Consider the following 12,080-nt stretch of genomic DNA (forward strand, 5'->3'; position numbering starts at 1 on the left):
TAACATAATTTCACATTCTCATAACAGAAAATATTCAATATCTGTAGTAATTATCGACAAAATGCAAATTTCTTAGCCATTACGTCAAAATCTTAACGATTTAAGATAAATCTTAGCATCAATTGCATTTCCTGGATTTTTCAAAAAAAATTAATAAAACAATTTATTATAGGAATTATTCCTAATTTTCATACATTTACCTTATGGGCATAAACGATTTACCTTCAGAAATACGCAGATTTAAGGAAGTACGAGAGGATCACGACTTCACACAAGCAGAATTTGCAGATAAATTAGGGATAAAAAATAGCACGGCAGATATAGAACGTGGCAGAACTAAACTATCTGGACAAGTTATTACAGAGCTCCTTAGACTCTTTAATATCAATCCTTTGTGGATTTATGGTTATAGTAAGCAAAAATACCTCAATACAGATAAAAGTGATGTAAGTCCAAAAGTTGTTATTGTTGATAAAGATGATAATGAAAATATGGTGCTGGTTAATCAAAAAGCCGCAGCCGGATATCCTAATAATATTGCAGATGTAGAATGGTATCAAAAGCTCCCAGCGTTTGACTTTCCAATACCACAATATCGCAATGCAACTTACAGAGGGTTTCAAATAGAAGGCGATAGTATGATGCCTAGCTTTAGACCAGAAGACTGGGTACTTGCAAAAGGGGTAGAAAGCTTAGAATATGCTAGTGACAATAAAGTGTATGTCATTGTCTTACAAGACGCAGTAGTGGTCAAGAAATTACAGAAAATGCCAGACGGAAAAAAGGTGTTATTAATATCCATAAATGAAGAGTACGTGCCTTATGAGGTAGCGGTAAGTGACATTCAAGAAATATGGCAAGTTAACAGCAAGCTCACTTTTAATCTTGATGAAGGAAGCAGCAATAGCTTACTTAAAGAACTCCAGCAATCCATGCTTGATCTCAAAGCACAAATGACTCAATTTAAAGCATAAAAAAAGGTCGATAACTCATAGAGTTATCGACCTTTTAAAATATAAGTTTGACAGTTAGTTGTCAGTTTTTACTTTTACCTCTCCATCTTCATCTACTTTTACCTTAGTTTCAGAACCGTCTTCGCCTTCTACTTTTAATTTGTAGCCATCGTCGGTATCTTTTTCCTTAGTTATCTCAGCGTTAGCCTTTGCTTCTTCTATAATAACTTCGGCTTCAGTTTTCTTTTCTTTACATGATGTAAATGATACCGCAAGGACACCAAGAGCTATAGCTCCTATTTTTAATGATTTCATAATTTTAAATTTTGGTTGTTTGAAAAAAAATAGCTGTTAGACTTAATTATCGTCTGTGCCGCCAGTTCCTGTATTCTCTTTGATCTCGTCAACACCTTCTTCTATAGCGTCTCCAGCGTCATCAACACCTTCTTCTATTGCATCTCCATTATCTGTAGATACTTCAACAGTTTTATTCTCCCTACAAGAAGTAAGTGTAAATGACGTCCCTAAAAGAGCTACAAGTGCTAGACTTAAAAAAATTCTTTTCATTTTAATTAAATTAAATAGTTAATTAAATGATATACGAACGCCACAACGTTTTAGTTGTCGTCACCTATTTTTTCTATCTCTTCGTTAATTTCTTCATTTACTTTATTATCTACTTTCTTTGCAGCTCTTTCTAAGATACCTTCACGTTCTTTTTCGGTTTCTACTTGAACTTCTTTTACAACTGTAGTTTCTTTTACCTCTGTCTCTCTACAACTTGCTACGGTAAACGATGCAATTAATAGTGCGATAATTGTAATATTTCTTGTTTTCATAATTTGGTTGTTAATTACTGTACAAATGTATCCTAACGAGAATGTTGTATTCCATAATTTGAAACCAATGTTTTCTAAATCATTCGTTAACTTTTGAATATGCAGATCATTTATAGATAAAAACTGTTAATTTTATTTCCATGAATTTTAGAGACACTTACAATTTCTTAGAACGACTACAACAGAACAACACAAAAGAGTGGATGGATACTCATAGAAGTGAATATCATCATATACGAGACAATCACATCAAATGGCTCAATCACCTTAACGATAAACTCGCCCAATTTGATCCTGAGTATTTTGATACTCCAGGTAAAAAAGCGATTAATCGTATTAATAACAATTTGATGTTTCATCCAAACAAGCCTATTTACAAAGACCACATAGGCGCAGGACTAGATCAGAAAACAAAACAAGGAGATTTTTATATTGAAATTGGCCTCAATCAAAACTTACTAGCAGGAGGCTTTTGGAGACCTAAGAAAGAGATACTACAAAGTATCCGAGAAGCTATAGACTATAATGGTGAGGAGTTAAAAGCTATGATCAACAAGCCTAGTTTTATAAAAACCTTTGGTGGTTTATGGGAAGATGACAAACTTAAAACAGCTCCAAAAGGATTTTCTAAAGATCACCCACACATAGATTTATTAAGAAACAAAACATTTGCAGTAGAAGTAACACTCTCACAAGAACAAGTACTAGCAGACGACTTTGAGAAAACAATTGTTTCTGTCTATAAAGAGATGCTCCCCTTTAGAAGATACTTAAGAGAGGCTGTATCTATAGTAACTTAGAATCTGTCCTTTAGTTTTAAGCAAGCTAATTATTCAAGTAGTCAATAATAGCTTTTGTGGCACCGGTATTACTATTAATAAAGTGTCCCGCTATCATCCCTGTTTGCGCTCTAAATGTTTCATCTACGATTAACTTGGATAGACGCTCATCAAATTCGGCTTGATTGGTTACGGCATAAAGTCCTGCGAGTTGCTGTAGTTTTTTTGCTTCGGGAAACTTATCAAAATTGCCTCCAGTAATTATAGGCACACCAAAGGTTGCTGGCTCGAGAATATTATGTAGTCCCGTAGTTCCCATCGCTCCACCTACGTAAGCAATATCTGCATAGCTATATATTTTAGTAAGAAGACCTATAGTATCTATAATCAATACGTCGTAAGACGCTAGTGACGCTGCATTCATTTGAGAGTATAGCATAACCCTACTCTTAATACTTGAGGCTAGCAACGCAATTTTCTCAGGCTTAATTTCATGTGGTGCTATGATAAATTTTGCTGCTCCTTCATTCTTGTTGATGTAATTTATAATCACATCATCATCTTCTGCCCAAGTACTTCCGCACACTACGCACATTTTGTCATTCTTAAAAGTATGAACAAAATCTAAAGTGTTATTCATTTCGATTTGATGACTTACTCTATCATATCTAGTGTCTCCGCTTACGCTAAAATTTTCAAATCCTAACTTCTGTAATGCAGTTGCAGAATCTTCGTTTTGCAGAAAAAAGTGCTCAAAACTTTTGAGAGATGCTGTCATCCACTTTCCATAAGGTTTAAAAAATGGCTGACTTTCCCTAAACACCCCTGAAATTAAAAACGTGCGAATCTTTCGGCGTTGGAGTTCGCTTAAATAGTTAGGCCAGAATTCATATTTCACAAAAAACGCCATTTCTGGAGATACTATGTCTAAGAACTTAGTGACGTTCTTAGGAGTGTCAAATGGTAGGTAAACGGTAGCTTTCGCGAAAGCGTTATTTTTTTTAATCTCATAGCCAGAAGGGGAGAAAAAGCTAATGACCATCTGGTGCTCGGGATACTTCTTTTTTAACTCCTCAAGAACAGGCACTCCTTGCTCGTATTCTCCTAAAGAAGCTGCATGTATCCAGATAGTAGGCTTGCCAGCGATGAGTTCTTTTTTTAAAATTTTTAAGGTGTGCTTACGTCCTACTATCGACTTCTTAAGCTTTGCATTAAAAAAACCAGCTACTGGAATTAGAGCTTGAATAAGCGTAATTAAAAGAGAATACAATTTATGCATGGTTTCAAAAATAGTGCTTTGTTCTATAAATAGATTGTTAAGCGGTTGTAGTTTTTGTAATTTCGTTTCGTGTGAAAAAACACATCTATTTATAACTACACTTGCAGGGTTGCCACTTGCTTCCCTCCCACTATACGATGAAAAAAATACAAATGGTCGACCTTAAAGGTCAATATGCACAGATTAAAGACCGTGTTGATAGCTCAATCATGGAGGTGATTGAAAACACCGCTTTTGTAAACGGACCAGAAGTGCACGCTTTTCAAAAAGAACTAGAGGAATACCTAGGAGTAAGAAATGTTATTCCATGTGCAAATGGTACAGATGCTTTGCAAATTGCTATGATGGGCCTAGGTCTAGAACAAGGTGATGAAGTAATCACTGCAGATTTTACATTTGCCGCTACAGTAGAGGTTATTGCGCTATTAAAATTGACTCCAGTACTAGTAGATGTTGACCCAGTAAACTTTAATATCGATATTGAAGCAATAAAAAAGGCTATTACTCCAAAAACTAAAGCAATTGTACCTGTGCATCTTTTTGGAATGGCAGCAAATATGGATGCCATTATGGATCTTGCTAAGGAGCACAATCTTTATGTAATAGAGGATAATGCACAAGGAATAGGATCTACATTTACTGGTCGTGACGGACAGAAAGTTAAAACCGGTGGTATAGGTCACGTAGGTACTACTTCTTTCTTTCCATCTAAAAATCTAGGATGCTACGGTGATGGTGGTGCTATTTTTACAAATGATGATGAGCTAGCTCACACCATTAGAGGAATAGTAAATCATGGTATGTATGAACGTTATCACCACGACGTAGTAGGTGTTAATAGTAGGCTAGACTCTATACAGGCTGCCGTACTAAGAGCAAAATTACCTCACTTAGACAGTTATAATAAAGCTAGAAGAGATGCTGCACGTAAATACACTGCCGCTTTTACAAATGAGACTAAAATTATAACTCCATTTATATGTGATAGCTGTGATTGCCATGTTTTTCACCAGTACACACTTAGGGTAAAGGATACAGATCGTGATGCGCTAGTAAAACACCTTAATGAAAATGGCATCCCTTGTGGAGTCTACTACCCAATACCATTACATAGCCAGAAAGCTTATAAAGACACTCGCTATAATGAGGCAGACTTCCCAGTGACTAATGCTATTGTGAAGGATTGTATCTCCTTACCTATGCACACAGAACTAGAGGATGACCAAATTGCATTTATAACTAAAACTGTTATTGATTTTGTAAATAAGTAAGCTATGAAATACTGCCTCTTTCTACTACTTGTCCTCATTACAAGTTTTATGCTCTCCGGTCAAGAAACGCTTCTCCATTGCGGGAAACTTATTGACACTAACAATGGAAAAGTTTTAACCGAACAAACAGTAAGCATTTTAGGCAATAGCATTATAAAAGTTGAGAAAGGTTACGCTTCCGCGAAAAGTGGCCAGACCATTATTGATCTTAAGTCAAAAACAGTGATGCCTGGCTTTATAGACATGCATGTGCACGTCGAGAGTGAGACCAACCCAAAGAAGTATTTGGAAACCTTCACTAAAAATGAAGCAGACGTAGCTTTTACTGCTGCCGAAATTGCAGAGAGAACACTCATGGCAGGATTTACTACTGTACGAGATCTAGGAGGAAGCGGTGTAAATGTATCTTTAAGAAATGCTATAAATAAGGGCACAACGAGAGGTCCACGCATCTTTACTGCCGAAAAGGCTATAGGAACCACTGGAGGTCATGCAGATCCCACAAATGGATTTAAAAAGGTTAATATGGGTGATCCTGGTCCGGCCGAAGGAGTTATTAATAGTGTAGACGATGCTAGAAAAGCAGTAAGACAACGCTATAAAAATGGCGCCGACTTAATAAAGATTACCGCAACTGGTGGAGTACTTAGCGTGAGTAAGAACGGAGACAACCCACAGTTTCGCCAAGAGGAGGTAGATGAGATTGTGCGCACCGCCAAAGAATATGGGATGCACGTCGCTGCGCATGCCCACGGAAAAGAAGGTATGCAACGCGCTATTAAAGCAGGTGTACAGACTATAGAACACGGCTCCTTTATGGATGAAGAAACCGTAAAACTCATGATACAACATGGGACCTATCTAGTGCCTACCCTATCTGCAGGAAAATATGTTGCAGCTAAGGCAAAAATAAAAGGATACTATCCAGACATTATTATTCCTAAGATTGAAAAAGTAGACGCTACACTTAAAAAGACATTTACCATGGTTGCACAATCTGGAGTAAACATAGCCTTTGGAACAGATGCCGGAGTATTTCCTCATGGAGAGAATGCAAAAGAGTTTCGCTACATGACAGAATATGGGTGGTCACCTATGTTTGCTATTCAATCTGCTACCATTACTAACGGTAAGCTATTGGATATGGAAGGACAACTAGGCGTAATTGCTGCTGGATATCTTGCAGACATTGTTGCAACAGATAATGACCCTACACAAGACATCACAACAACAGAGCGTGTTTCATTTATCATGAAAAACGGTATTGTATATAAGCAGTAAAGAAACCCAAGTAATATCAATTGACGCTCATTTTCTCAATGGTTTAAGAAGCTCAACATTACCCATAAAAAAACCTCGCTCAGTATATGAGCGAGGTTTTTTTATAAGTTATAAATGGGTTTTACTTTGCCATTATAATAAATTCTGACCTTCTATTAAGCTGGTGCTCTTCTTCTGAGCATTCTATGCCATTTGCACAAGCATTTGTAAGCTGCGTTTCACCATAACCGCGACCTGTAAGCCTAGAAGCATCTATACCGCCTTGCTGCACAATATAACGTATGGTAGATACATTTCTACGTTGAGAGAGCTTCATATTGTAAGCATCTGGGGCACGACTATCTGTATGTGATCTAACGTCAATTTTTAAAGTAGGATACTGTTGCATTACCGCAATCACCTTCTCTAGTTCAAGAGCAGCATCTGGGCGTATGTTTGATTTATCAAAGTCAAAATAAATTGGATTAAGTTCTAGTATATTAGTAAGATCTCCTCCTATAACAAGTTGAGCTCCTGGCTTCAAATAAACATCACGATTTATAATACCACCTACATCACTACTTGTAGTCAAAATAACTTCGTGTGGCTCATAAGTATCCTTTGCACCTCGCACTACATAAGTTTCACTACAATTTACATCACTAAAAGTAAATTTCCCTAGATCATCACTTGTTACCGTTGCTACAACTTGATTTACCTTATCTCTTAATGTCACTGTAGTTTGAGGAAGTATTTCATCTGTCTTTACATCTCTAGTGGTACCTACGATGTTTTGAGCGCAATTAGTCAAAATCTTTCTATCTCTTGTAAAGCTATAAATATCATCGTTACCTAGACCAGATGCACGATTAGAAGAAAAATATCCAGTTCCTCTAGACTCGCTTAAAATAAGTCCAAAATCGTCTGCACTACTATTAACAGGCTTTCCTACATTATATGAAACTCCTACTTTACCATCATCACTTAATTGAGTAACAAATACATCTAATCCTCCAAGACCTATGTGGCCATCTGTCGCATAAAACAATTTGTTGTCGCTACTAACAAATGGAAAGGTTTCTCTTCCTTCTGTGTTAATTTCGCTTCCTAGATTTACAGGTGTTCCATAAGTGCCATCTTCGTTTATAGTAGACATCCATATATCACTTAATCCTTTAGTACCTGGCATATCTGATGCAAAGTACAATATCGTACCATCAGGACTCAATGCAGGATGCGCCGTAGAGTATTCATCACTATTAAAAGGAAGCTCTTCTGGAATACTCCATACACCACCTCGCTTATAGCTATGGTACAACTTCAATTTCGTGGTTCCCGCTTCATCTCTTTTAAGCTTTGTTTTTTTACTGTAATTGTTACGCGTAAAATACATCTCATCTCCACTTTCAGTAAAGACAGAGCTACTCTCATGATATGGAGTGTTTATATTTTTTGAAAATTTTTCAATAGATGGATTATCGCTTTTTGCATTATCTACTACATATAGATCTAAGAAAGGCTGGTCATTCCAATCGTGAATATAATCTCCAGTACTACTCTTTCTGTTTGAAGAAATCACAACTCTTTCACCCAAAAAACTTGGGCTAAAATCTTGTAATCCTGTATTAAAGTTTACTTGTTCAACAGCATATCGACCAGACTGAGCTTCTATTTCCTTAAGGTAATCACGTTCCTTTTCAAACATTTCACCTCGAGTATCTGTCCCGCTCATCTGTACGAATATAGCCATCATTTTATCTGCCTTATCGTACTTCTTAACACTCTTAAGCGACTGTGCATATCTAAAATAATATTCAGGAGATACTTCTTCTCCTGTAGCAACTAACTTCTCATACCATTGTGCTGCTTCTGCATAATCTGCTGTAAAGTAATAAGAGTCTCCTAGTTTTGAAAAAACTTCTGGAGAGGTAAACCCTCTATTTGCAACTCTTGAGTATAAATCACGTGCATTTACGTATGCAAATTCCTCAAATTTTTCTCCTGCAACTTTAACCTTACCTTCTTGAGCATACCCGAGGGTACCACTAAAAATGAAGGATAAAATAATTATATAGTGGAATACTTGTTTCATAAATATGTGTTTTAAAAATCTTCTACTAAATAAAGAATTAAAAGAAACGTGGAGATATTAATTTTTTAGGCTGCTTAAATACTTCAAACCTTAAGAAAACTTCATAACTACCATTATTAAACTGTTGTAGCTCTGTGGTCTCCCTATCATAAGCAAAACCAATCATTAAGCTATCTGTAATCTGAAAGCCTACAAGGCCACTTAATGCAGCACTCCATCTGTAAGCAAGTCCAAGAGTTAACTTATCATAAAGCAATGCATTAGCCGTTACGTCCACTTGTAGTGGTGCTCCTTGAACAGCTTTTACAAGTCCTGCTGGCTTAAATTTGAAGTCTTGAGTGATGTCAAATACATATCCAGTAGTTAGGTAGTAATTGATTCTCTCGCGAGCTAGAAATGTAGAGTTTGTACTATTTGAGTTGTCACTAGCATCAAAATGCTCTGTGCGCAATAAATTAGGAGCACTCAACCCTAAGTAATATTTATCAGTATAGTAAAACATACCAAGTCCTATTTGCGGAGAAAACTTGTTGTCAATATTATTTTGAGCCGTAGCTAGATTGTCCCCATTTTGAAATGGGTTTGCCTGACTGTAATTAATATCAAGTAAATGCACACCACCTTTTAATCCAAAAGCTAGCTTTCCCTCATCACTGGTAGGTATCGTATAGCTAAAATCTACATCTATGTAAGTCTCATTACTTATAAATATTTCATCATTAGTAATATTTAAACCTAGTCCTACACGTTTTGACTCTCCTACTGGAGAATGTATGGAAACCGTTTGCGTTCTAGGAGCTCCATCTAGACCTACCCACTGACTACGATGTAATCCTAATACACTTAGACCTCCCCTTGCGCCGGCATAGGCTGGGTTTATACTTAATGTATTATACATGTACTGCGTGTACTGAGCATCTTGTTGTGCTACTGCAGTTTCAGTTGTAAGACCTAAAACGACTACTGCCAGGGCTACTATGGCGATGTATGTTCTTTTCATAGGTGTGTATTTAAATTTGGTACACTTTCTTTTTTTGCTTTCGCGAAAGCGTACCAAATATTATTGTTTTATTATCTATTAATATATAATGGTCCTGCTAGTTGCTTGAGTGAACCAGCATCGTTTGTATAGTCAAGTACGTAGTAATAGGTACCTACAGGTAATAACCTGTCTTGATCTACAACTACACGTCCATTAGACTCTCCTCTGAAGAAGACGTTATCTTGTCCATATCCGTCTGCATCCCAAACAAGCACTCCCCATCTGTTGTAGATACGTAACTTATTATTAGGATACTGCTCGATACCTCTTATTACAAAGACATCGTTAAGGCCATCACCATTAGGAGTCATAATATCAAATACTTCTAATCCATCTGTTGCATCTGGATTACCATTATTTACTTCTAGGAAGTCTGGAATACCATTATCATTCTCGTCACCTAGTTCTTCACCGTTTAGAATACCATCACCGTCACAATCTCCATCAAGGAATTCTTGACTAGCAGCGAGTGTCTGGCTACTTACTTCTAAACTACAAGAGTTATTAGGGTCTGTACCATCTAATCCTTCTCTACCATCAGAAACTCCGTCACCATCTGTATCAGGATTAGTAGGATCTGTAGTGTTACCGTTAGGATCTGAAGGAGTAAGCGGATTATCTATTCCAGTAATCTCTTCCTCATTAGTTAACCCATCGTTGTCACAATCTGCATTGTTAAACTCTGCTGTTGTTGTTACAGTCTGGCTATCTGCTACTAAATCACAAACATCAAATGGATCTGTACCATCTGCTATTTCGTCTGCATTAGTTACACCATCGCCATCACAATCAAGGCTAGCAAAATCAGTATCCATAGGTAGTGTAACACTATCTATTAAGAAATCACATGGACTGTTAGGGTCTGTTTTATCTTCTGCTTCATCACCATCAGAAACTCCGTCACCATCTGTATCAGGGTTAGTAGGATCTGTTGTATTACCATTAGGATCTGCAGGAGTATCAGGATCATCTGTTCCAGTGATTTCTTCTGCATTAGTTAATCCATCCAGGTCACAATCAAGATCATTCCACATCTGAGAAGGATCTACAGATTGACTACTTACCTGTAAATCGCAAGGATCATTAGGATCTGTCATATCTCCAGCTTCATCACCATCTGTTACACCGTCACCATCTGTATCTGGATTTTGTGGATCTGTTGTGTTACCATTTGGATCATTTGGAGTTGAAGGATCATCGATTCCTGTAGTCTCCTCATTGTTAGTAAGACCATCCATATCACAATCAATACTATTCCATTCATTTGTAACGATAGTTAAATCTTGATCCATAGCATTATAAGAACAAGGATCGTTAGGATCAGTACCACCATTTACTTCATCATCATTTGAAACACCATCACCATCACAATCTCCAAGTCCTTGTCCATTACATTCGTCAAAAGAAACAGAAACCTCTGCTGGATCACTTAGATTCCCATCATTATCCATTACTGTATAAGCGATAGGTGCTGGATCTTCTACAGATAATCCTGTACAAGTAGCATCTGGAATGCCCGCAGCAGTACAAGGTGTAAAAGTAATTGCACCTGTTACTGGGTCTACACTCCAAACTCCTACTCCAGGTTCAACTAGGTCATCACCAGGATTTGTTGTACCAACAATCTGTACCGTCGATGGATCTACAACATCCCCATTAACATCATTTGCAAGTACATCTATCACTACTGGAAGACCAGTTGTATTATCTGCACTTACATCGGCAGTTGCAACAGGAACGTAATCCACGGTTACGGTAGCTATATTTGATGGGTTACCATCATTATCGTCTATCGTATAACTAGCAGGCGAAGTTGGATCCTCATTAAATCCAGCTATTGGAATAAAGCTTATTGTTCCAGTAATTGGATTCACCTGCCAAGAACCTTCTCCTGGTACTGTGTAACCAGTTACGTCTCCATTAGCATCAATAGCAACGTCTAGCGCTCCAACTGGAACTACTAAGCTCACGCTAGTTACATCTAAGGTACCATCAGGATCTGCATCTACTCCATTGCCATTATCAGCCGTTGGATCTACACTTACCGTTGCACCAGGTGTATTTGCTAAACTCTCATCATCTTGTGCTACTGGTGGCTCTGCATCATACATCACAGATACCGTAGCTGCGTTAGATACATTACCATCATTATCATTTATTGTATAAGTAATGTCTTGTGGATCTTGGGTAGATACTCCAACACAACTAGCATCAGGAATTCCAGCTGCACTACAAGGTGTAAAAGTAATCGCTCCACTTACTGGATCAACACTCCAAACTCCTACTCCAGGCTCTACTAAATCATCTCCAGGATTGGCAGTTCCCACGATTTGAACCGTCGTCAAATCTAAAGTACCATCAGGATCCATATCATTACCTGCAACATTAACAATCACTGGATCACCAGTCATATTATTGTTACTAGCATCATCCATCGCAACTGGTGGTTCTGGAACAAAACTCACACTTACACTTGCTGGATCTGAAACATTACCTTCGTCATCCGCAACCACATACTCAATATCGGTAGGGTCTGCTGTGAAAATCTCAGGACAATCAGGTAAG

At 37.4% G+C, this 12,080-nt stretch carries 11 protein-coding genes; 4 read left to right on the forward strand and 7 right to left on the reverse strand.

Annotated features, from left to right (window positions below; genetic code table 11):
* The first annotated feature begins 203 nt into the window (after positions 1-203).
* Complete coding sequence (locus D017_RS03505; protein ID WP_035334677.1) at positions 204-974, forward strand: LexA family transcriptional regulator; 771 nt, start codon at positions 204-206, stop codon at positions 972-974.
* A 54-nt stretch (positions 975-1,028) separates the two neighbouring features.
* On the opposite strand, the gene D017_RS03510 is transcribed toward D017_RS03505, so the two are convergent.
* Genes D017_RS03510 through D017_RS03520 form a run of 3 tightly spaced genes read right to left on the reverse strand, consistent with a single transcriptional unit; the run spans position 1,029 to position 1,792 of the window.
* A complete protein-coding gene (locus tag D017_RS03510) occupies positions 1,029-1,268 on the reverse strand; it encodes a hypothetical protein (RefSeq protein WP_035334678.1) in 240 nt (79 codons plus the stop codon).
* A gap of 42 nt (positions 1,269-1,310) precedes the next feature.
* Positions 1,311-1,520: a hypothetical protein gene (locus D017_RS03515; RefSeq protein WP_035334679.1), complete on the reverse strand. Its 210-nt coding sequence runs from the start codon at positions 1,518-1,520 to the stop codon at positions 1,311-1,313.
* A 50-nt stretch (positions 1,521-1,570) separates the two neighbouring features.
* Positions 1,571-1,792, reverse strand: a complete 222-nt coding sequence (locus D017_RS03520; RefSeq protein ID WP_035334680.1) for a hypothetical protein — start codon at positions 1,790-1,792, stop codon at positions 1,571-1,573.
* A gap of 140 nt (positions 1,793-1,932) precedes the next feature.
* Here D017_RS03520 and D017_RS03525 point away from each other — a divergent pair, with 140 nt between their 5' ends.
* Complete coding sequence (locus D017_RS03525; RefSeq protein WP_035334681.1) at positions 1,933-2,592, forward strand: DUF2461 domain-containing protein; 660 nt, start codon at positions 1,933-1,935, stop codon at positions 2,590-2,592.
* Between the two features lie 25 nt (positions 2,593-2,617).
* Here the strand turns inward: D017_RS03525 and D017_RS03530 are convergent, their stop codons facing one another.
* A complete protein-coding gene (locus D017_RS03530) occupies positions 2,618-3,850 on the reverse strand; it encodes a glycosyltransferase N-terminal domain-containing protein (protein WP_035334682.1) in 1,233 nt (410 codons plus the stop codon).
* A gap of 137 nt (positions 3,851-3,987) precedes the next feature.
* Between D017_RS03530 and D017_RS03535 the strand changes: the two genes are divergently transcribed.
* Both D017_RS03535 and D017_RS03540 read left to right on the forward strand, forming a co-directional pair.
* On the forward strand, positions 3,988-5,121 hold the full coding sequence (locus D017_RS03535) for a DegT/DnrJ/EryC1/StrS family aminotransferase (RefSeq protein ID WP_035334683.1): 1,134 nt from the start codon (positions 3,988-3,990) through the stop codon (positions 5,119-5,121).
* Between the two features lie 3 nt (positions 5,122-5,124).
* A complete protein-coding gene (locus D017_RS03540) occupies positions 5,125-6,402 on the forward strand; it encodes an amidohydrolase family protein (RefSeq protein WP_035334684.1) in 1,278 nt (425 codons plus the stop codon).
* Positions 6,403-6,523: 121 nt separating this feature from the next.
* Here D017_RS03540 and D017_RS03545 read toward each other — a convergent pair whose 3' ends face one another.
* The 3 genes from D017_RS03545 to D017_RS15320 all read right to left on the reverse strand — a co-directional run.
* On the reverse strand, positions 6,524-8,473 hold the full coding sequence (locus D017_RS03545; RefSeq protein WP_035334686.1) for an OmpA family protein: 1,950 nt from the start codon (positions 8,471-8,473) through the stop codon (positions 6,524-6,526).
* A gap of 37 nt (positions 8,474-8,510) precedes the next feature.
* Positions 8,511-9,473, reverse strand: coding sequence for a type IX secretion system membrane protein PorP/SprF (locus D017_RS03550; protein WP_035337923.1), 963 nt, complete (start codon positions 9,471-9,473; stop codon positions 8,511-8,513).
* 71 nt (positions 9,474-9,544) lie between these two features.
* A partial coding sequence (locus tag D017_RS15320) for a gliding motility-associated C-terminal domain-containing protein (protein ID WP_035334687.1) occupies positions 9,545-12,080 on the reverse strand: 2,536 nt, incomplete at its 5' end.

The sequence above is a fragment of the Dokdonia sp. PRO95 genome (assembly GCF_000355805.1).
Lineage (GTDB): Bacteria > Bacteroidota > Bacteroidia > Flavobacteriales > Flavobacteriaceae > Dokdonia.

Excerpts from the sequence above, each read along its gene's own strand:
- D017_RS03505 (WP_035334677.1), top strand. The coding sequence starts at position 204 with ATGGGCATAAACGATTTACCTTCAGAAATACGCAGATTTAAGGAAGTA.
- D017_RS03510 (WP_035334678.1), bottom strand. The coding sequence starts at position 1,268 with ATGAAATCATTAAAAATAGGAGCTATAGCTCTTGGTGTCCTTGCGGTA.
- D017_RS03515 (WP_035334679.1), bottom strand. The coding sequence starts at position 1,520 with ATGAAAAGAATTTTTTTAAGTCTAGCACTTGTAGCTCTTTTAGGGACG.
- D017_RS03520 (WP_035334680.1), bottom strand. The coding sequence starts at position 1,792 with ATGAAAACAAGAAATATTACAATTATCGCACTATTAATTGCATCGTTT.
- D017_RS03525 (WP_035334681.1), top strand. The coding sequence starts at position 1,933 with ATGAATTTTAGAGACACTTACAATTTCTTAGAACGACTACAACAGAAC.
- D017_RS03530 (WP_035334682.1), bottom strand. The coding sequence starts at position 3,850 with ATGCATAAATTGTATTCTCTTTTAATTACGCTTATTCAAGCTCTAATT.
- D017_RS03535 (WP_035334683.1), top strand. The coding sequence starts at position 3,988 with ATGAAAAAAATACAAATGGTCGACCTTAAAGGTCAATATGCACAGATT.
- D017_RS03540 (WP_035334684.1), top strand. The coding sequence starts at position 5,125 with ATGAAATACTGCCTCTTTCTACTACTTGTCCTCATTACAAGTTTTATG.
- D017_RS03545 (WP_035334686.1), bottom strand. The coding sequence starts at position 8,473 with ATGAAACAAGTATTCCACTATATAATTATTTTATCCTTCATTTTTAGT.
- D017_RS03550 (WP_035337923.1), bottom strand. The coding sequence starts at position 9,473 with ATGAAAAGAACATACATCGCCATAGTAGCCCTGGCAGTAGTCGTTTTA.